The sequence below is a fragment of the Enterobacter sp. MGH85 genome (assembly GCF_001037655.1).
Lineage (GTDB): Bacteria > Pseudomonadota > Gammaproteobacteria > Enterobacterales > Enterobacteriaceae > Enterobacter > Enterobacter intestinihominis.
This window is the reverse complement of sequence record NZ_KQ089925.1, coordinates 1,216,901-1,236,070: the sequence shown is the minus strand read 5'-3', so window position 1 is coordinate 1,236,070 and position 19,170 is coordinate 1,216,901. Positions and strand designations below refer to the sequence as shown.

Below are 19,170 nucleotides of genomic sequence, written 5' to 3'. Positions count from 1 at the left end.
CTGCCAAAGTCGCAAGCGAAATTAATCGATGATTGCCCGGCAATCAGAAAAAGTGCTAATCATCGCAATGACCACAATAAGTATCAGGGATAATTTAAGATGAGTGAAATCATTTCCGCAGCGGTTTTATTGATCCTGATTATGGATCCGCTCGGTAATCTGCCGATCTTCATGTCGGTGCTGAAGCACACCGAGCCGAAGCGCCGTCGGGCGATCATGATCCGCGAGCTGCTCATCGCCCTGCTGGTGATGTTTATCTTCCTGTTCGCCGGTGAAAAAATCCTCGCTTTCCTGAACTTACGTGCCGAAACGGTCTCCATTTCCGGCGGGATCATTTTGTTCCTGATTGCCATAAAGATGATTTTCCCGAGCGCGGAAGGCAGCAGCAGCGGCCTGCCTGCGGGTGAAGAACCGTTTATCGTGCCGCTGGCGATTCCGCTGGTCGCCGGGCCAACGATTCTGGCAACGCTGATGCTGCTTTCGCATCAGTATCCGAATCAGATGAGCCATCTGGTCATTGCCCTGCTGATCGCCTGGGGCGGGACATTTATTATCCTGTTGCAGTCGTCGCTGTTCCTGCGTCTGCTGGGCGAGAAAGGGGTGAACGCCCTTGAGCGCCTGATGGGGCTGATTCTGGTGATGATGGCGACGCAGATGTTCCTGGATGGGATCCGGGCATGGATGAAAGGGTGAAGATGTAAAAAAGCCGGGTGGCGCTTACGCTTACCCGGCCTACGGGACCTGATTTTTTTGTAGGTCGGGTAAGGCGAAGCCGCCACCCGACAAAATACGGTCTCGTTAGCTCAGCAGCGTAAACGCAATCATCCCGACAACCGCACCCGTCGTGCCGAGGATAGCTTCCATCAGCGTCCAGGTTTTCAGGGTTTGCGCTTCGGTTGCGCCGGTAAATTTACCGAACAGCCAGAAGCCTGCGTCGTTCACGTGAGATACCACAATCGAACCGCCCGCGATACAGATAGAGAGCGCCGCCATCTGCGCGCCCGAGTAGTTCAGCTGTTCAATCACCGGCATCACCAGACCCACCGCGGTTAAGCACGCCACGGTCGCGGAGCCCTGAATGATACGCACCGCCGCGGCCAGCACGAAGCAGGTGACCGCAATCGGCAGGCCCATTCCGGTCAGCGCTTCGCCCAGCGCCGGACCCACACCGGAATCCACCAGCACCTGCTTGAACACGCCGCCCGCCCCGATCACCAGCAGAATAATACCCGCCGGTTGTAGCGCGGCACCGCATATCTCCATCACGCGATCTTTTGGCATGCCCTGACGCATCGCCAGCCCGTAAATCGCGACCAGACACGCCACCAGGATCGCAGTGAACGGATGGCCAATAAATTCGAACCATTCGTAAGCGGTTGACCCCACCGGCACAAAACGCGCAGCGATGGTTTTCAGGCCCACCAGCACCAGCGGCAGCAGGATCAGAGACAGACTGAAGCCGAAGGACGGCATTTTGCCCTCGCCCAGGTGCGGCTCGGAGATGTCATCCGGAATGTGCAGCTCAACGTAACGGCTAATGAAGTTGCCCCACAGCGGACCGGCGATAATCATCCCCGGGATCGCCGCACACAGGCCAATCAGGATCATCCAGCCAAAGTCAGCATGCATCTGGGAAGCCAGCAGCATCGGCGCAGGCCCCGGCAGCAGAAACGCCGCCGCCGCCGCCACGCCCGCAAACAGCGGAATGACCAGCTTCACGAGGTTGGTACCGGTATGGCGTGCCATGGAGAACGCCACGCTAATCAGCAGCACCACCGCCACTTCAAAGAACAGCGGCAGCGCGCAAATCAGACCAGCCAGACCAATCGCGTAGTGCGCACGGCTGTGTCCGAAGGATTTCAGCATCTTGACGGCAATCTGATCGACCGCGCCCGTCTCGTGCAAAATCTTGCCAAACATCGCGCCGAGCGCGACTACGATGGCCAGGAAGCCGAGCGTGCCGCCCATCCCTTTTTCCATCGTCGCCGCAATTTTGTCGAGCGGCATTCCGGAAAAGAGACCGGCACCAATAGAAACCACCATCAAAGCAACGAAGGCGTGCATACGTGCCTTCATCACTAAAAACAGCAGCAGCAATACGGAACCCACTGCTGTCAAAACTAGCGTTAATGTACTCAAAACTTACTGCCTTTTATTAATAACCTCGATGGTGCTGGCAACAACACCTTCCAGCGGCTGATCGATATCAACCACTAAGACATCCTGTTCGTCAGCCCCCGGCTCCTGCAACGCTTCGAACTGCGTTACCAGCATCTGGGTTTTGAAGAAGTGGCCTTTACGCGCCTTCAGGCGGCTTTCAATTACCCCGAAATCGCCTTTCAGGTAGATGAAAGAGAGGTTCGGGTTGCCATCGCGCAGCAGGTCGCGATAGGTTTTTTTCAGCGCGGAACAGACTATCAGGGAGACTTTATTGGTGCGCTGCATCGCGAACGCGGCATCATTCAGCGCCTGCAACCAGGGTTTGCGGTCGTCGTCATTCAGCGGCTCGCCGGAAGCCATTTTCATGATGTTGCTGCGCGGATGGAGGAAGTCACCATCAAGAAACGCAGCCTGGAGTTGATGCGCCACTTCGCTCGCCACGGCAGATTTACCGCTACCGGACACGCCCATCAGGACGTAAACGTGGTGATCGTGATTAGTCGTGCTCAAAGGGTGTCCCTCAGTCAATTGTTACGGGTAACAGTTATCGGTAACATTGTCCTGCCGGGGCATAAGAGAAGCAATATCCAAACGTGCGCGAAGTGAATAAGTGTGAGCTACTTCAAATTTGTCGGATTAAATAGATCCACCCGGTGACAAGGTGAAACCTAAATCTAACATTTTAGGGGTAACTGCCTCACCACGAATGCGCGCCAGCAGGCGTTCTGCACCAATGCGGCCCATGCGTTCACGCGGGGTCAGGACGCTTGCCAGACGCGGCTCCATCACCTGGCCAATATCGTGGCCGTGGAAGCCGGCAATCGCCATATCATCCGGGATTTTTAAACCCAGGCGCTGACACTCAAACGCGGCGCCGACCGCAAGGTCATCGTTGGTACAGAAAATACCGTCCAGTTGCGGATACTCGCGTCGCGCCTGACGCATCAGCTCAATACCCGACGTATAAGAGGAAGATTGCTCCACCATCACGCTGTACGGGGTTAAACCGGCGTCGAGCATCGCCTGCTCGTATCCCTTCTGTTTGATGATAGTACGTTCATCCAGACGCGCACCCAGATAGGCCACATGGCGATGACCGCGGGCGATGATCGCCGCCGTCATCTGACGCGCCGCTTCAAAGTTATCGAACCCCACGGCGATGTCGAGGCACGGCGACTGGCTGTCCATCAGCTCCACCACCGGAATGCCTGCCACTTCAATCATTTTCAGCGTGCGCGGGGTGTGAGTACGTTCCGTTAAAATCAGGCCGTCAATGTTCCAGGAAAGCATCGATTCAAGACGTTCCTCTTCCAGTTCCGGCTTGTACCCATAGTGGGCGAGCATGGTCTGATAACCAAAGGCATCGGTCACGCTTTCGATGCCACGCAGCACTTCAGCGAAAACCTGGTTGGTTAAGGAAGGAAGCAGGACGCCCACCGCACGGCTGGTCGCATTGGAGAGAATATCGGGCGCGCGGTTGGGGATATAACCCAGTTCATCAAGGGCGGCGGCAATCTTGCCACGCAACGCCACGGAAACCTGCTCCGGGTTACGTAAAAAACGGCTGACCGTCATTTTGGTCACACCGACGCGATCGGCGACATCCTGAAGTACGGGGCGTTTCTTTTTCATCGTCCTGAGAAATCTTGAAGTGAGAGATTTGCTCAGTTTATCACGGACAAAGCTCAACCTTCCCCGTTTAAAGGGAAGGTTGAGAAATTATTTAGACCGGCGGCAGATCAAACAGCAGAATTTCACTTTCGCTGTCGGCATGCACGGAGAGCGCCTGCTCATCCCAGACTGCCAGGCCATCGGCGGTGGTGGCTTTGGTGCCGTTGATGGACACCTCGCCTTTCACCACCTGGATCCACACGCGGCGGTTGGCGGCGATCTGGTGCACAGACTGTTCATCTTTCGCCAGCGCCCAGCGGTACAGCTCCATATCCTGATGCACTTTCAGGGAACCTTCACGCGCATCCGGGGAGAGCACCAGCTGTTTACCCTGTTTCGCATCGAAGCGGCGCTGTTCGTAGCGTGGCGTGATGCCGGTCTCTTCTGGAATGATCCAGATTTGATACAGGTGCAGTTTTTCCGTTTTGCTCGGGTTGTACTCAGAGTGACGCACCCCGGTCCCCGCGCTCATAATCTGGAACTCGCCCGCCGGAACCTGCTCTTTATTGCCCATGCTGTCCTGGTGCTCAACCGCCCCTTCCAGCACATAGGTCAGGATTTCCATGTCCTTGTGCGGGTGGGTACCGAAGCCCTGGCCTGCATCAATCACGTCGTCGTTAATGACGCGCAGCGCGGAGAAGCCCATGAAGTTCGGGTCGTAGTAGTCGGCAAACGAGAATGAATGCCATGAGTCCAGCCAGCCATGATTCGCGTGACCACGTTCGTTTGCTTTGCGTAAGTAGATCATTGTTTTCACCCTCAGTTCGTTTCGATGGAGTAAGTGTGGACGCAAACGCTCAGGGATCATAGAGGGTGAAAATTGACTCCTCTGTTCAAAAATTTAGAACAAGCACAAAGGAGCCATTTTTGCTTATCTGGCGAGGGTTACCGTGGCAGGGGAAGCCTGTTCGAAGGCCCGTTCAAGGATTTCCAGGTTCGTCAGAACGTCAGATTCCTTGACGTAATTCGGCGTGCCGCTGGAGAGGGTTTCATACAGCGCATCGTAGACGCGTCCATAATCGCCCGTTTCCGGCTTCAGCTCTTCCCTGACCGTCAGGCCCTCGTCGTTCACGTACTCCAGCACGCCCACGGAATCATCTGCCGCAAAGCCCGGTTCGCCCGGCATGATGTTGGCCTTCAGGCTGGTCTCCTGCTGGTCGATGCCGTACTTGATAAAGGAGCCTTTCTTGCCGTGAACGATAAATTTCGGGTAGTCGATTTTCACCAGATGACTGGTTTTGACGATGGCTTTGAGATCGCCGTAGAACAGCTGTGCTTCGAAGGTATCGTCCGGATTGGCCTTATTGCGCAGGCTGCGGATGTCGTACGCCACGTGGTCCGGGCGGCCAAACAGGGAGATGATCTGGTCCATGGTGTGTACGCCCAGACCGTAGAACGAACCGTCCTGCGGCAGGCCGGGTTTGGTTTCTGCCACAGGGCGGTAGTAATCGAAGTGGCTTTCGATCTCCACGATCTCGCCGAGCTTGCCGCTTTCGATCGCCTTTTTCGCCGTCAGGAAGCAGCTGTCAAAGCGACGGTTCTGGTAGGGCGTGACGGTCAGGCCTTTGCTTTTTGCCAGCGCAAAGAGTTCCTTCGCTTCGACGATGGTCGGGGTGAACGGTTTTTCCACCAGCACGTTTTTACCCGCTTCCAGCGCGCGTTTTGCGTAGTCAAAGTGGCTGTCGGCGTGGGTACAGACCACCACCAGCTTCACCTGCGGATCATTTAACACTTCATCAAGATCGCTGGTGAAATGAATATGGGAATACTGCGGAGACTGCTCTTCTGGCTTCGCGCGGCGGCGATAGATATGGGCCACGTGCCAGGTCTCTTTTCGGTTAAGAACATACGGAAGGTGGTAACGCGTGGTGCTTTTGCCAAATCCAATAAATGCACAATGTAGTGTCATGGCTCAGTCCTTTTGGAAGGTTACTGAGTCTAACCATAACAAAAAAAAAGCCAGCGAGAAGCTGGCTAAAGTAATACTGGAAGCAATGTGAGCAATGTCGTGCTTTCAGGTTCCCGTAGGAGGTCTTCCTGAATGCAGAGCAATAATAATCATTCTCATTCGCACTTGTCCAACACTTTTTGCAAAAAATAGCGATTGACTCAACTTTTAAAGTCACTGATGTTGGAAGGGACTTTTAACTGACTGAGGAACAAGGAATGAGTGAGATAGTGATACGCCACGCTGAACCGAAAGATTACGACGCCATTCGTCAGATCCACGCCCAGCCGGAGGTGTACCACAACACGCTACAGGTTCCTCATCCCTCAGAGCAGATGTGGCATGACCGGCTAACCGATCAGCCCGGTATCAAGCAGCTTGTCGCCTGTATTGATGATACCGTCGCCGGGCATCTGTGCATTGCCGTAGCCCAGCGTCCGCGCCGCAGCCACGTTGCCGATTTTGGAATTTGTGTGGGTGCGCAGTGGCAAAACCGGGGCGTCGCCAGCGCGCTGATACGCACCATGATTGATATGTGCGATAACTGGCTGCGCGTCGACCGCATCGAGTTAACGGTGTTTGTCGATAACGAACCGGCAATCGCGGTGTACAAAAAGCACGGGTTTGAGATTGAAGGCACCGGCAGGCGCTACGCCCTGCGCAACGGCGAGTACGTGGATGCGTATTATATGGCGCGTATGAAGTAACCCCTCACCCCGACCCTCTCTCCGAAGGGGCGAGGGAGAAAAGACCGCACCGTGCAATCCCCTCTCCCCTATGGGGAGAGGGTTAGGGTGAGGGGAGCCCTCAATACCCCGCCGTTAAATCATCCACCGACCGTGGGTCCGACGCGCCAAACAGGGCACCGTCCGGCCCGACCATAATGCTCTGGGTGCTGCCCATCGCCTCCTTCACCGCCACCTTCTGCCCGCGCTGCTCAAGCAGCTTGAGGGTATCCGGGCTAAAGCCCTTCTCCACGCGCAACTCGTCCGGCAGCCACTGGTGATGGAAACGCGGCGCATTGGTCGCTTCGGCGACGTTCATCCCAAAGTCGATGCTGTTCACCACCATTTGCAGCACGGTGGTGATAATCCGGCTCCCGCCCGGGCTGCCGGTCACCAGCCAGGTTTTGCCGTCTTTCACCACGATGGTGGGCGACATGGACGACAGCGGGCGCTTCTTCGGCCCGACCGCATTTGCATCGCCGCCGACCAGGCCGTAGACGTTCGGCACGCCCGGTTTGGCAGAGAAGTCATCCATCTCGTTGTTCAGCAAAATGCCGCTGTTGCCCGCCACAATCCCGGTGCCGAAAGTGGTGTTAAGCGTGTAGGTCACCGCCACCGCGTTACCGTCTTTATCCACCACCGAGAAATGGGTGGTCTGGTTACTTTCATACGGCGCCAGCTTGCCGGGGCGGATCTCGCTCGACGGCTTCGCCTTGTTGATGTCGATCTCGTCGGCAATCGATTTGGCATAGGCTTTGTTGGTCAGCGCCTGCCACGGCACCTTCACGAAGTCCGGATCGCCAAGGTATTCCGAGCGGTCAGCGTAGGCGCGCTTCTCCGCCTCCGCCATCACCTGCATGGCATCGGCGCTACCGAAGCCGAACTTGTGCATATCGAAGTTTTCCAGAATATTGAGGATCTGCACGATGTGAATGCCCCCGGAGGACGGCGGCGGCATGGAGAAGACCTCGTAGCCGCGATAGATGCCGCTGATCGGCTCGCGCTCCACCGCCTTATATTCCGCCAGATCCGCTTTGGTGATCAGCCCGCCGTTCTTCTGCATCTCGTCGGCAATTTGATCGGCAATCGGCCCCTTATAGAAGGCGTCCGGACCGTTTTCGGCAATCAGTTCGAGACTTTTTGCGAGGTTCCTCTGCACCAGCTTATCGCCCTTCTTCAGCGGCTCGCCGTCTTTCCAGAAGATAGCCTTGCTGTTTTCATGATTGGGAATAACTTCGCTGCCGTAGGTTTTGAGGTCGTCCGCCAGCGCGTCGTTGACGACGAAGCCGTCGCGCGCCAGCCTGATGGCAGGCTGTACCACTTTATTCAGCGGCAGCGTGCCGTATTTTTCCAGCGCCAGCGAGAACCCCGCAACGGTGCCCGGCGTGCCGGAGGCAAGGTGCGAGGTCAGGGATTTTTTATTGTCCGGATTGCCCTGATCGTCGAGGAACATATCGCGGGAGGCCTGATTCGGTGCCATCTCACGAAAGTCGATGGCCGTAGTTTTACCGTCTTTCGTGCGCAGCATCATAAACCCGCCGCCGCCCAGGTTCCCCGCCTGTGGATGCGTCACCGCCAGCGCGTACCCGACCGCGACCGCCGCATCCACCGCGTTACCGCCCTGTTTAAGAATATCGACGCCCACCTGAGTTGCCAGCGCGTCAACCGAGGCCACCATGCCGTGCGTCGCCCGCACGGGATGAAAAACATCTTCCTCCACGCCGTAAGAGACCGGAGGAGCGGCGGGCGGGTTGGCCGCCACGGTAAATGTGCCGCCTGCCATCAGCGCAGCGATGGCGACCCAGCGCAAAAAGGTTGGTTTCATCATTATTGTTCTCCAGGTGAAGGGGCCTATATTCCCCGCTTAAGCCTGGTTCACAACTCTTAAAAAATCATCGTTATGTCGGAATCAGGATAAACTTAAGAGAAGCCTCAAAGGAGGAGATAACCATGAAACGATTACCGATCCTGATCGCGCTGCTTCCGTTCGCCGCGCTCGCACAGCCGATAAACACGCTGAACAACCCAAACCAGCAGGGCTATGTCATTCCGAGCCAGCAGCGTATGCAGACGGAGATGATGAGCCAGCAACAGCAGCAGAAAGGGATGCTTAATCAGCAGTTAAAGACGCAGACCCAGGTGCAGCAGCAGCACCTGCAAAACCAGATGAACGCTAATACCCAGCGCGTGCAGCAGGGCCAGATGCGCGAGCAGCCGCTGTCAAACTCAAACGGTGGGATGTTAGGGGGCGGGGTGTCGCAAAGCAGCGGTCAGCAGCATATGCTGCCGACCCAGCAGAACGGCAGTATGCTTAATAAATAAAGTTCGGCCCGATCTGGTCAATCGCATCGGTACAGATGCTGTCCACGCCCCAGCGCAGCAGCTCGGCTGCACGCTGGGGTTTGTTGACGGTGTAGACCAGGATATGCAGACCGGCCTCTTTCAACAGCATCACGCGCGCTTCATCCAGCAGCTTATGGTTGAGGTGGATCGACACGCAACCTAAGCGGGCAGTCAGCGCGCGCCAGTCTTCTCGCCACTCATCCAGCAGCAGCCCGCGCGGCAGCTCTGGTACGGCCGCCTGTGCCGCTTCCAGCGCGTCGATGTCAAACGACGACAGCAGCGGTACCGTCATCCCTTCCCACAGCTCACGCGCGGCCAGCGCGATGACTTTGCCCGTCAGCGGCCCGGTGCCGGTGGTCGGTTTGATTTCGATGTTGGCCATCATGCCGTGCTGGCGGCAGCGGTCCGCCACTTCCGCCAGCAGCGGCAATGGCTCGCCTTTGAATTCCCCGCTGAACCAGCTTCCGGCGTCCACCTTCAGCAGATCGCGCCACGGCAGTTCGCCCGCCACGCCCCAGCCGTTGCTGGTGCGTTCAAGGTTGTCGTCATGCAGCAGGAAAATTTCGCCGTCCTTCGACAGCTTGGCATCGAACTCGATCATCGTGTGGCCGTAGCGCGCGCCAGCGTCAATTGCCGCCAGGGTGTTTTCCGGCGCCAGTTTACCGCCGCCACGGTGGGCGACAATGTGGGGGTAAGGCCAGTTGCTCATACTCGTTGTCCTGTTTCACCGTCAAATAAGTGCAGGTGATTTTCCGGCATATGCAGCCACAGCGTGCTGCCTGCCTTCGGGCGCTCCTGATGCGGCAGGCGCACCACCAGCTTTTGTTCGCCCCAGCGTCCGTGCGCCAGGTTGTCTGCGCCCAGCATCTCCAGCGTGTCCATCACCAGCGGCACGCCGCCGTCCGCCTGAGACGTCAAACCAATATGCTCCGGGCGGATACCGAGCGTCATCTTACGCCCGGCGTAGCCACGATAGTACCAGTTGATCGGCAACGCCATCCCGCTTTCCAGCTCAAAATGGGTTCCTGCAGCATTGATCCGCCCGTCCAGCAGGTTCATCGCCGGGCTGCCGATAAAACTCGCCACAAAACGGCTGGCCGGTTTTTCGTAGACTTCCACCGGGGTGCCAATCTGCTCGGCGATGCCTTTGTTCATCACCATCACGCGCTGGGCGAGAGTCATGGCCTCTACCTGATCGTGGGTCACGTAGAGGGACGTGGTTTTCAGGCGGCGATGCAGCTGCTGTAGCTCAAGGCGCATCTGCACGCGCAGCTTGGCGTCGAGGTTTGACAGCGGTTCGTCGAACAGAAAGACCGCCGGATCGCGCACGATGGCGCGCCCCATCGCCACGCGCTGACGCTGGCCGCCGGAAAGCTCACGCGGGCGACGCTTGAGCAGGCCGTCCAGCTCCAGAATGCGCGCGGCTTCTTTCACGCGCTCCTCGATATGGCCTTTGCCCATGCCGCGAATTTTCAGCCCCCAGGCCATGTTCTCTTCCACGCTCATGTGCGGATAGAGGGCGTAGTTCTGGAACACCATCGCGATGCCGCGATCTTTGGGTTCCATCTCGGTAACGCGCTGGCGGTCAATCCAGATATCCCCGGACGTCACGCGTTCCAGCCCCGCCACCATGCGCAGCAGCGTGGATTTCCCACAGCCGGACGGACCGACCATGACGATAAATTCCCCGTCCGCCACGTCGAGCGTCAGCGGCTGAATGACCTGGGTTTTGCCGTCCCAGCTTTTGGTTACTGCCTGTAATTTTAAACCTGCCATCTTATTTCTCACTGTCCACTAAACCACGCACAAACGCACGCTGCATGGCTAAAACGATAACGACCGGGGGGATAAGGGTGAGCAGCATCGCCGCCATTACCTGGTTCCAGAGGGTGGTGCCTTCGCCGGTGGCGATCATGCCTTTGATGCCCGCCACGGCGGTGCCGAGGTTGACGTCCTGAACGATCAGCAGCGGCCACAGGTACTGGTTCCAGCCGTAGATAAAGGTGATCACAAACAGCGCCGCAAGGTTGGTTTTCGACAGCGGCAGCACGATGTCGCGGAAGAAGCGCATCGGCGAGGCGCCGTCAATACGCGCGGCTTCAATCAGCTCATCCGGCAGGGTCATAAAGAACTGGCGGAACAGGAAGGTGGCGGTCGCCGAGGCCATCAGCGGCAGGGTTAAGCCCGCGTAGCTGTCGAGCATCTTCAGGTTGGCGATCACCTCCACCGTCGGGAAGATACGCACCTCTACCGGCAGCATCAGGGTGATGAAAATCATCCAGAAAAACAGGTTACGCAGCGGAAAGCGGAACCAGACGATGGCAAACGCCGAGAGCATCGACACCGTGATTTTGCCGACGGTGATGCCGAACGCCATGATGAAACTGTTGAGCATCATCAGCCAGAACGGCGCGCTGTTGGCCCCCACGCCCTGGGTCCAGATAGTTTTCATGTTCTCGAAAAGATGCCCGCCGGGGACGAGCGTCATCGGCGTGTCGAACACCGCTTTGGTGTCCAGCGTGGCGGCGACGAAGGCCACGTACAGTGGAAACAGGATGACGAGGATGCCCAGGATCAGCAGGGTATGGCTGAAAATCGTCAGCCCGCGACGGTTCTCAATCATTGGTAGCGCACCTTACTTTCGACATAGCGGAACTGCACCACCGTGAGGATGATGACGAGGAACATCAGCACCACGGACTGGGCGGCAGAGGCAGAGAGATCAAGCCCGGCAAAGCCTTCGCGGTAGATCTTGTAGATCAGCGTCGTCGTCGCCTGTACCGGACCGCCCGCAGTGGCGGCGTCGATCACCGGGAAGGTGTCGAAGAAGGCGTACACCAGGTTTACCACCAGCAGGAAGAAACTCACCGGGGCGATCAGCGGCAGCGACAGCCGGAAGAAGCGGCGCACTGGCCCTGCGCCGTCAATCGCGGCGGCCTCCACCAGCGAACGCGGGATAGACTGTAGCGCGGCGAAGAAAAACAGGAAGTTATAGCTGATCTGCTTCCACACCGAGGCGAACACCACCAGGAACATGGCCTGACCGCTGTTCTGGGCGTGGTTCCAGTCATAGCCAAACTCGCCCAGGAAGTGGGTAATCAGCCCGCGCCCCGGGTTAAACAGGAAGATCCACAGCACGGCGGCCACGGCGGGAGCCACAGCGTAAGGCAGCAGCATCAGGGTCTGATACAGACGGCTGCCGCGCACTACGTAATCCACCAGCGCGGCGAAGAACAGCGACGCGACAAGACCGCTGACGGTGACCAGCGCGCTGAATTTGATCGTCGTCCAGAAGGAGTCCAGGTAGTAGCTGTCATGGAACAGCGCGGTAAAGTTGTCCAGCCCGACAAACTGGCTGGAAAGCCCGAACGGATCGACGCTTTGTACCGAGTACCACAGCGCTTCGCCCGCAGGCCAGATAAAAAAGATAACGGTGATGACCAGCTGCGGCGCGACCAGCAGGTACGGCAGCCAGCGGGAACGGAACACCGGACGGGATGATGACATAGGTTAGCTCAAGTAGGTTTTCGCCCCTCACCCCGGCCCTCTCCCCATAGGGGCGAGGGAGAAAAGACGGCTCCGTGCAGTCCCCTCTCCCCTATGGGGAGAGGGTTAGGGTGAGGGGTAAGATTTTAATTAAGACTTCGTCGACTGCTCAAAGCGGCGTAACAGTTGGTTGCCGCGCTCTACCGCTGAATCCAGCGCCTGCTGAGGCGTTTTCTTCCCGGTCCAGACGCTTTCCAGCTCTTCATCAACGATGGTGCGGATCTGCGGCATGTTGCCCAGACGCAGGCCTTTGGTGAACGGCAACGGCGGCTTGTTCAGCATCTGACGCGTCGCGATGTCCGCGCCCGGGTTCTTGCTGTAGAAGCCCTGCTCCCGGGTCAGGTCGTACGCGGCTTTGGTGATCGGCAGGTAGCCGGTCTTCTGGTGCCACTCGGCGGCGTTTTCCGGCTTCGCCAGGAAGTCGAGGAACTCGGCCACGCCTTTGTAGGTGCCGTTGTCTTTACCCTGCATCACCCACAGGCTCGCCCCGCCGATGATGGCGTTCTGCGGCGCGCCTTTTACATCAGCGTCGTACGGCATCATGCCCACGCCGTAGTTGAATTTGGCGTAGTGACGGATGTCCGCCAGCGAACCGGAAGACGCGGTAGTAATGGCGCAGTCACCGTTGTAGAACTTCTCGGTGGATTCGTCTTTGCGCCCGAAATAGCTGAAGTCGCCCTTCTTGTTCAGATCGGCCAGCAGCGCGATGTGCTTCACCTGCTCCGGCTTGTTAAATTCCAGAACCGCGTCGGTGCCATCGAAGCCGTTGTTTTTGGTGGCAACCGGCAGGCCGTGCCAGGCGCTGAAGTTTTCAATCTGGATCCAGCCCTGCCAGCCGCTGGCGTAGCCGCACTTCATCCCCGCCGCTTTCAGCTTCGCGGTGTACTCCGCCAGATCCTGCCAGGTTTTTGGCGGCTGTTCCGGATCTAAACCGGCTTTTTTGAAGGCATCTTTGTTGTAGTACAGCACCGGCGTGGAGCTGTTAAACGGCTGAGACAGCAGGTGGCCGGTTTTGGAATCGGTGTAGTAACCGGAGACGGTCGGCACAAACTGGGATTCGTCAAAGTTGATGCCCGCGTCTTTGAACACTTCATAGACCGGCTTGATGGCTTTGGAGGCCATCATGGTCGCGGTGCCGACTTCATAAACCTGTAACAGGGCTGGCGCATTGCCGGTACGGAAGGCGGCGATGCCCGCGCTCAGGCTCTGCTCGTAGTTGCCTTTGTACACCGGCACAATTTTGTAATCCGGGTGGGTGTCGTTGAAACGTTGCGCCAGGGAGTCAACCTCTTTACCCAACTCCCCTTCCATAGAATGCCAGAACGGAATGGTGGTCACAGCCATTGCGTTCGTCGCAAAAGCCAGACCGATTGCCAGACCCAAAGCTGTGTGTCGTAACGATGTCATTGTCATCTCTCTTATTATGCCGGATGCGCGATATCACGCGTTTTGTGCTCGCGAGGTAACATGACATGCTCGAATGACAGAAAAATAACTGTTTGTTTACAGATAGGTGACAGCCAGGCGTCAGAGGGATGATGGTTGTGTGAAGGGGGTTGGGGTGTGGTTGGGTGCGGTCTGGTGCCCTCACCCCGCCCTTCTCCCACAGGGAGAGGGAGAAAAGCGATCGGTCCCCTCTCCCTTGAGGGAGAGGGTTAGGGTGAGGGGGAAATGCAATTAACCGCCCAAATACGCGCTCCGCACCGCTTCGTTCGCCAGCAGCGCATCGCCGGTATCGGAGAGCACCACGCGGCCGTTCTCCAGTACGTAGCCACGGTCAGCGAGCTTCAGCGCCTGGTTGGCGTTCTGCTCGACGAGGAAGATGGTCATCCCCTCTTTGCGCAGCTGCTCGATGGTGTCGAAAATCTGCTGAATGATGATAGGCGCCAGCCCGAGCGACGGTTCATCCAGCAGCAGCAGACGCGGCTGGCTCATCAGCGCGCGGCCAATCGCCAGCATCTGTTGCTCCCCGCCGGACATGGTGCCCGCGCGCTGAATTCGCCGCTCCCACAGGCGCGGGAAGAGTTCGTATACCCATTTGATGCGGGTCTGGTATTCATCCCGGTGGGCGAAGAAACCGCCCATCGCCAGGTTCTCTTCGACCGTCATGCGCGAGAACACGCGACGCCCTTCCGGGACGATCGCTACCGCTTCACGCATAATTTTAGCCGTCTGCCAGTCGGTAATATCTTTGCCGTCAAACACAATCCGCCCGCTGGTGGCGCGCGGATCGCCGCACAGGGTGCCGAGCAGCGTGGTTTTCCCCGCGCCGTTGGCACCAATCAGGGTGACGATCTCGCCCTGATTGATGTGCAGGCTGACGTCGTGCAGCGCCTGGATCTTACCGTAGTGCGCATTGACCTTGTCGAACGTTAACATCGCTTTTTCCATCTTATGCCTCACCAAGGTATGCGCGGATCACGTCCGGGTTGCTGCGGATCTCTTCCGGCGTGCCGTTTGCCAGCGGCGTGCCCTGGTTTACCACGTAGATACGGTCCGAAATGCCCATCACCAGCTTCATGTCGTGCTCAATCAGCAGGATGGTGGTGTCGTGATGATCGCGAAGCTCGGCAATCAGCTCGTCCAGCTCTTTGGTCTCTTTCGGGTTAAGGCCCGCCGCCGGTTCGTCGAGCATCAGGATCTCCGGCTGGGTCACCATGCAGCGCACGATCTCAAGGCGACGCTGGTCACCGTAGGCGAGGTTGCTCGCCTGACGGTTGGCGTGCTGGAGCAGGCCGATACGGTCGAGCCAGGTGGCGGCGCGATCGAGCGCCTCCTCCTGCGCGCGGCGGAAGGCCGGGGTTTTCAGCAGGCCGGAAAAGAGGCCGGTTTTGAGTTGCTGATGTTGCGCCACCAGCAGGTTCTCAATCACCGTCATCTCACGGAACAGACGCACGTGCTGGAAGGTACGCACCACGCCCATGCGGGCAATCTGCTGGCCCGGTAGCCCTTCGAGGTGCTGGTCGCGCAGCATGATGGTGCCACCTGTCGGCTTGTAAAAACCGGTCAGGCAGTTGAATACTGTGGTTTTCCCTGCGCCGTTCGGGCCAATCAGGGAGACAATCTCTTTCTTGTGCAGATCCAGATTCACATTGTTGACCGCCAGCAGGCCACCAAAACGCATCATCAGACCGTTAACGGATAATAATGGCTGACTCATGCCTGCTCTCCTTTCGCTTCCGCGCTCTTAAGCTTCAGCTGTGGACGCGTCATCGGCAGCAAGCCCTGCGGACGCCAGATCATCATCAGCACCATCAAGCCACCCAGCATCAGCATGCTGTATTCGTTAAAGTCGCGCATCAGCTCGCGCGAGACCACCAGCAGGATGGCCGCGAGGATCACGGCGAACTGGGAACCCATCCCGCCGAGCACCACAATCGCCAGCACGAAGGCCGATTCGGCAAAGGTGAACGATTCCGGGCTGACGAAGCCCTGACGCGCGGCAAACAGCGTTCCGGCGAAACCGGCAAACGCGGCGCTGATGGTAAACGCGGTCAGCTTGATACGGGTCGGATTCAGGCCCAGGGAACGGCAGGCGATCTCATCCTCACGCAGCGCTTCCCATGCGCGGCCCAGCGGCATGCGCAGCAGACGGTTGATCACAAACAGGGTAATCACCACCAGCAGCAGCGCCACCAGGTAGAGCCAGATCACGCGGTCGGACGGGTCGTATTTGATGCCAAAGAAGTTGCTGAAGGTATCCCAGCCGCCTTCGCGGGCGGTACGGCTGAACTCCAGGCCGAAGAAGGTCGGTTTCGGGATCTGGCTGATGCCGTTCGGACCGCCGGTCACTTCGGTATTGTTGAGCAGCAGGATACGGACGATTTCGCCGAAGCCTAAGGTCACAATCGCCAGGTAGTCACCGCGCAGGCGCAGCACCGGGAAGCCGAGCAGGAAGCCCGCGGCGGCAGAGACCAGCCCCGCCAGCGGCAAACAGGTCCAGAAGCCGAGGCCGTAATAATGGTTCAGCAGCGCGAAGGTGTACGCGCCGATGGCGTAGAACCCGCCGTAGCCCAGCACCAGCAGGCCAGACAGCCCCACCACCACGTTCAGACCTAGCCCCAGAATCACGTAGATCATGGTCAGGGTGGCAATATCCACCGTCCCGCGCGATACCATAAACGGCCACGCCACGGCAGCCACCAGCAGCGCCACAAGGAACAGCTTCTGCTTCACGGTTGTACCGTCGATCGCCGGAAGGACGAATTTCGGCCCGGAGACGTTCTTCAGCGTCTTCTGGAACAGCGGACGCAGCAGCTGGAACAGGAACACCACGCCGGTACCGATAAACACCCACTGCCAGCGGATATCGGGGGCGGTATCCACCACCAGCTTCGTGCCGTCCAGCCCTAACTGGACGCCCATAAAGACGCCCGCCAGGACGAAGAACATGGCGGCAGAAAGCAGCGCCATCGCAAAATGCATCGGTTTCATACTTTCTCTACCTCCGGACGGCCCAGAATACCGGTAGGCATCACCAGCAGAACCAGAATCAGCAGGGCAAACGACACCACATCTTTATATTCGGTGCTCAGGTACGCCGAGGAGAGCGCTTCGGCCACGCCCAAAATCAGGCCGCCAATCATCGCGCCCGGAATGCTGCCGATACCGCCCAGTACCGCGGCGGTGAAGGCTTTCATCCCGGCCATAAAGCCGATGTACGGGTTGATTACGCCGTAGAACTGGCCGAGCAACACGCCCGCCACCGCCGCCATCGCTGCACCGATCACGAAGGTCAGGGCAATCACGCGGTCGGTGTTGATCCCGAGCAAGCTCGCCATCTTCAGGTCTTCCGCGCAGGCGCGGCAGGCGCGTCCCATGCGGGAGTAGCGGATGAAAACGGTCAGGGCCAGCATCGCCAGGAAGGTCACAATCCAGATAACCAGCTGCATGGTGGTGACAGAGGCAGAGAAGTTTTCGCTGGCCCCCACAATCCACTGGCCGTTAAACAGGCTTGGCAGCGCCACGTCACGCGAACCTTCTGTCAGGCTGACGTAGTTTTGCAGGAAGATGGACATACCGATGGCGGAGATCAGCGCAATAAGGCGCTTGGAGCTGCGCACCGGCCGGTAGGCCACCCGTTCGATGCTCCAGCCGTAGGCGCTGGCAATCACAATCGCGCCGACAAACCCGGCGGCCACCAGCAACCAGCTGCTGTCGATGCCCATCATCATCAACGCGGCGATGATCATAAAGGAGACGTAGCTACCGATCATGTACACCTCGCCGTGGGCGAAGTTGATCATGCCGATAATGCCGTAAACCATCGTGTAGCCGATGGCGATCAGCGCGTAGGTGCTTCCCAGCGTGACGCCGTTAAACATCTGCTGCAAAAAGTAGAGAAACTGCTCGGACATATGCAAACCTTTTTATATCCGCCCGGTAAACCGGGCGGTGGGATTATTATCTGGCGACCGAGGACGAACCGTCGGCGTGCCACTTAAAGACACCAAATTCAAATCCCTTCAGATCGCCTTTCTCATCCCAGTTCAGCGGCCCAATCACGGTGTTCGCCCCGTGTGCTTTTAAATCTTTCACCAGATCCAGCGGCTCTTTGCTGCCGGTGCGATCCATGGCCGTGGCCAGCGACTGCACGGCCGCGTAGGTGATCCAGACGTATGGGCCACTCGGATCTTTCTTCTGTGCCTTGAGCGCATCCACGATAGCTTTATTCGCCGGATCCTGGTCATAGCGTTTTGGCATCGTCACCAGCATGCCTTCGGCAGAATCGCCCGCGATGTTCGACAGGGAGGCATTACCGACGCCCTCAGGCCCCATAAACTGGGTTTTCAGACCGGTGGCGCGCGCCTGGCGCAACATCTGCCCCATTTCCGGGTAGTAGCCGCCGTAGTAAACGAAGTCGATATTCTCTTTTTGCAGGCGGGCGATCAGCGCGGAGAAGTCTTTCTCACCGGCGGTAATGCCGTCGAAGAAGACGATATTCGCCCCGCCTTTTTTCAGGCCGTCCTGTACGGAGCGCGCCAGGCCTTCACCGTACTGCTGTTTGTCATGAATGATGGCAATGCGCTGTGGCTTAACGGTTTCGAGTATGTATTTGGCGGCGGTTGGCCCCTGCGAGGAGTCCAGACCGGCGGTACGCATAATGTGCTGGTAACCGCGCTGGGTCAGTTCCGGGTTGGTGGCGCCCGGGGTGATCATCAGGATGCCTTCGTCTTCGTAGATATCAGACGCAGGCTGCGTGGAGGAGGAACACAGGTGCCCGATGACGTACTGGATACCGTCGTTAACGATTTTGTTGGCGACCGCGACGGCCTGTTTTGGATCGCAGGCGTCGTCATACTCCACGCCCACCAGCTTGTCGCCTTTGATGCCGCCTTTAGCATTGATATCTTTGATGGCCTGACGCGCGCCGTTGAACTCCATATCGCCCCACTGGGCAACGGGGCCGGACATCGCACCCACTACCGCAACTTTAATGTCGTCTGCCATAGCGGCATGCGAGATCGACAGTGCGACCATCCCCGCGATTAACGTCTTCGCGTTCCTTTTCATCTCAGAATCCCCATTCGTGAAGTGATGTTTATATTTTGTTTTATTATGGTTAAAAAGCATTCTGTACTTTTAATGAACAACGCTATTTTTACCAGTGCCTTTAATGGTTTAGCGCAGGTTTTTAACAAAAACCAGACTAATATCTCTATTTTTCAGGCGATTAAGCAAAGATAATATTCTGAAATCAGACGGAGATAAACAAATAAAAGCGCAGTTAGCAGCATAAAATAACGGTACAAAGCGCCGAATAAATCACTACCATTC

The 19,170-nt window shown here is 57.8% G+C and carries 19 protein-coding genes; 3 read left to right on the top strand and 16 right to left on the bottom strand.

All coding sequences use genetic code 11. The features are described 5' to 3' along the window. Positions 1–99 precede the first annotated feature (99 nt). Complete coding sequence (gene yhgN, locus SK51_RS05730; protein WP_003861574.1) at positions 100–693, top strand: NAAT family transporter YhgN; 594 nt, start codon at positions 100–102, stop codon at positions 691–693. Positions 694–798: 105 nt separating this feature from the next. Here yhgN and gntU read toward each other — a convergent pair whose 3' ends face one another. The 5 genes from gntU to SK51_RS05705 all read right to left on the bottom strand — a co-directional run bounded on the left by gntU (position 799) and on the right by SK51_RS05705 (position 5,740). Next, positions 799–2,139, bottom strand: coding sequence for a gluconate transporter (gene gntU, locus SK51_RS05725; protein ID WP_048206613.1), 1,341 nt, complete (start codon positions 2,137–2,139; stop codon positions 799–801). Between the two features lie 3 nt (positions 2,140–2,142). After that, a complete protein-coding gene (gene gntK / locus SK51_RS05720) occupies positions 2,143–2,670 on the bottom strand; it encodes a gluconokinase (protein WP_003861569.1) in 528 nt (175 codons plus the stop codon). 126 nt (positions 2,671–2,796) lie between these two features. Further along, entirely contained in the window at positions 2,797–3,792 is a 996-nt protein-coding gene (gene gntR, locus SK51_RS05715; protein ID WP_003861567.1) for a gluconate operon transcriptional repressor GntR, read from the bottom strand. A gap of 91 nt (positions 3,793–3,883) precedes the next feature. Further along, entirely contained in the window at positions 3,884–4,579 is a 696-nt protein-coding gene (locus SK51_RS05710; RefSeq protein WP_003861565.1) for a pirin family protein, read from the bottom strand. Between the two features lie 123 nt (positions 4,580–4,702). Then, positions 4,703–5,740 (bottom strand): oxidoreductase, encoded by a 1,038-nt coding sequence (locus tag SK51_RS05705; RefSeq protein WP_023307126.1) that lies wholly within the window; start codon positions 5,738–5,740, stop codon positions 4,703–4,705. Between the two features lie 257 nt (positions 5,741–5,997). Here SK51_RS05705 and yhhY point away from each other — a divergent pair, with 257 nt between their 5' ends. Continuing rightward, positions 5,998–6,486 carry an N-acetyltransferase gene (gene yhhY, locus SK51_RS05700; RefSeq protein WP_022649652.1) on the top strand — a complete coding sequence of 163 codons (489 nt, stop codon included), beginning with the start codon at positions 5,998–6,000 and terminating at the stop codon, positions 6,484–6,486. 100 nt (positions 6,487–6,586) lie between these two features. Here the strand turns inward: yhhY and ggt are convergent, their stop codons facing one another. Continuing rightward, positions 6,587–8,332 carry a gamma-glutamyltransferase gene (gene ggt, locus SK51_RS05695; protein WP_075551271.1) on the bottom strand — a complete coding sequence of 582 codons (1,746 nt, stop codon included), beginning with the start codon at positions 8,330–8,332 and terminating at the stop codon, positions 6,587–6,589. A gap of 122 nt (positions 8,333–8,454) precedes the next feature. Here ggt and SK51_RS05690 point away from each other — a divergent pair, with 122 nt between their 5' ends. Continuing rightward, a complete protein-coding gene (locus SK51_RS05690) occupies positions 8,455–8,826 on the top strand; it encodes a DUF2756 family protein (protein ID WP_023298798.1) in 372 nt (123 codons plus the stop codon). Here the strand turns inward: SK51_RS05690 and ugpQ are convergent. The 10 genes from ugpQ to livK form a co-directional block, all read right to left on the bottom strand. Then, positions 8,816–9,556: a glycerophosphodiester phosphodiesterase gene (ugpQ, locus tag SK51_RS05685; RefSeq protein ID WP_022649655.1), complete on the bottom strand. Its 741-nt coding sequence runs from the start codon at positions 9,554–9,556 to the stop codon at positions 8,816–8,818. The genes SK51_RS05690 and ugpQ overlap by 11 nt on opposite strands. Further along, positions 9,553–10,623, bottom strand: a complete 1,071-nt coding sequence (locus SK51_RS05680) for a sn-glycerol-3-phosphate import ATP-binding protein UgpC (RefSeq protein WP_022649656.1) — start codon at positions 10,621–10,623, stop codon at positions 9,553–9,555. The genes ugpQ and SK51_RS05680 overlap by 4 nt, the downstream gene beginning before the upstream one ends. A gap of 1 nt (position 10,624) precedes the next feature. Beyond that, the gene (gene ugpE / locus SK51_RS05675; protein WP_023298800.1) at positions 10,625–11,470 is read right to left on the bottom strand and encodes a sn-glycerol-3-phosphate ABC transporter permease UgpE; all 846 of its coding nucleotides are present in this window, start codon (positions 11,468–11,470) and stop codon (positions 10,625–10,627) included. Beyond that, positions 11,467–12,354, bottom strand: a complete 888-nt coding sequence (gene ugpA / locus SK51_RS05670; protein ID WP_003861551.1) for a sn-glycerol-3-phosphate ABC transporter permease UgpA — start codon at positions 12,352–12,354, stop codon at positions 11,467–11,469. The genes ugpE and ugpA overlap by 4 nt, the downstream gene beginning before the upstream one ends. Positions 12,355–12,483: 129 nt before the next feature. Continuing rightward, positions 12,484–13,800: a sn-glycerol-3-phosphate ABC transporter substrate-binding protein UgpB gene (ugpB, locus tag SK51_RS05665; RefSeq protein WP_022649659.1), complete on the bottom strand. Its 1,317-nt coding sequence runs from the start codon at positions 13,798–13,800 to the stop codon at positions 12,484–12,486. A 270-nt stretch (positions 13,801–14,070) separates the two neighbouring features. Further along, positions 14,071–14,784 carry a high-affinity branched-chain amino acid ABC transporter ATP-binding protein LivF gene (gene livF, locus SK51_RS05660; protein ID WP_023298801.1) on the bottom strand — a complete coding sequence of 238 codons (714 nt, stop codon included), beginning with the start codon at positions 14,782–14,784 and terminating at the stop codon, positions 14,071–14,073. A gap of 1 nt (position 14,785) precedes the next feature. After that, entirely contained in the window at positions 14,786–15,553 is a 768-nt protein-coding gene (gene livG, locus SK51_RS05655; RefSeq protein WP_022649661.1) for a high-affinity branched-chain amino acid ABC transporter ATP-binding protein LivG, read from the bottom strand. Then, positions 15,550–16,827 (bottom strand): high-affinity branched-chain amino acid ABC transporter permease LivM, encoded by a 1,278-nt coding sequence (locus tag SK51_RS05650; RefSeq protein WP_006812275.1) that lies wholly within the window; start codon positions 16,825–16,827, stop codon positions 15,550–15,552. Before SK51_RS05650 ends, livG begins: the two co-directional genes overlap by 4 nt. Beyond that, positions 16,824–17,750, bottom strand: a complete 927-nt coding sequence (livH, locus tag SK51_RS05645; protein WP_022649662.1) for a high-affinity branched-chain amino acid ABC transporter permease LivH — start codon at positions 17,748–17,750, stop codon at positions 16,824–16,826. The genes SK51_RS05650 and livH overlap by 4 nt, the downstream gene beginning before the upstream one ends. 46 nt (positions 17,751–17,796) lie before the next feature. Then, entirely contained in the window at positions 17,797–18,906 is a 1,110-nt protein-coding gene (livK, locus tag SK51_RS05640; RefSeq protein WP_023307130.1) for a high-affinity branched-chain amino acid ABC transporter substrate-binding protein LivK, read from the bottom strand. Between the last annotated feature and the right edge of the window lie 264 nt (positions 18,907–19,170).

What these genes read in the sequence shown, in the direction of transcription:
- yhgN (WP_003861574.1), top strand. Translation starts at nt 100, where the DNA reads ATGAGTGAAATCATTTCCGCAGCGGTTTTATTGATCCTGATTATGGAT.
- gntR (WP_003861567.1), bottom strand. Translation starts at nt 3,792, where the DNA reads ATGAAAAAGAAACGCCCCGTACTTCAGGATGTCGCCGATCGCGTCGGT.
- SK51_RS05710 (WP_003861565.1), bottom strand. Translation starts at nt 4,579, where the DNA reads ATGATCTACTTACGCAAAGCAAACGAACGTGGTCACGCGAATCATGGC.
- SK51_RS05705 (WP_023307126.1), bottom strand. Translation starts at nt 5,740, where the DNA reads ATGACACTACATTGTGCATTTATTGGATTTGGCAAAAGCACCACGCGT.
- yhhY (WP_022649652.1), top strand. Translation starts at nt 5,998, where the DNA reads ATGAGTGAGATAGTGATACGCCACGCTGAACCGAAAGATTACGACGCC.
- ggt (WP_075551271.1), bottom strand. Translation starts at nt 8,332, where the DNA reads ATGATGAAACCAACCTTTTTGCGCTGGGTCGCCATCGCTGCGCTGATG.
- SK51_RS05690 (WP_023298798.1), top strand. Translation starts at nt 8,455, where the DNA reads ATGAAACGATTACCGATCCTGATCGCGCTGCTTCCGTTCGCCGCGCTC.
- ugpQ (WP_022649655.1), bottom strand. Translation starts at nt 9,556, where the DNA reads ATGAGCAACTGGCCTTACCCCCACATTGTCGCCCACCGTGGCGGCGGT.
- SK51_RS05680 (WP_022649656.1), bottom strand. Translation starts at nt 10,623, where the DNA reads ATGGCAGGTTTAAAATTACAGGCAGTAACCAAAAGCTGGGACGGCAAA.
- ugpE (WP_023298800.1), bottom strand. Translation starts at nt 11,470, where the DNA reads ATGATTGAGAACCGTCGCGGGCTGACGATTTTCAGCCATACCCTGCTG.
- ugpA (WP_003861551.1), bottom strand. Translation starts at nt 12,354, where the DNA reads ATGTCATCATCCCGTCCGGTGTTCCGTTCCCGCTGGCTGCCGTACCTG.
- ugpB (WP_022649659.1), bottom strand. Translation starts at nt 13,800, where the DNA reads ATGACATCGTTACGACACACAGCTTTGGGTCTGGCAATCGGTCTGGCT.
- livF (WP_023298801.1), bottom strand. Translation starts at nt 14,784, where the DNA reads ATGGAAAAAGCGATGTTAACGTTCGACAAGGTCAATGCGCACTACGGT.
- livG (WP_022649661.1), bottom strand. Translation starts at nt 15,553, where the DNA reads ATGAGTCAGCCATTATTATCCGTTAACGGTCTGATGATGCGTTTTGGT.
- SK51_RS05650 (WP_006812275.1), bottom strand. Translation starts at nt 16,827, where the DNA reads ATGAAACCGATGCATTTTGCGATGGCGCTGCTTTCTGCCGCCATGTTC.
- livH (WP_022649662.1), bottom strand. Translation starts at nt 17,750, where the DNA reads ATGTCCGAGCAGTTTCTCTACTTTTTGCAGCAGATGTTTAACGGCGTC.
- livK (WP_023307130.1), bottom strand. Translation starts at nt 18,906, where the DNA reads ATGAAAAGGAACGCGAAGACGTTAATCGCGGGGATGGTCGCACTGTCG.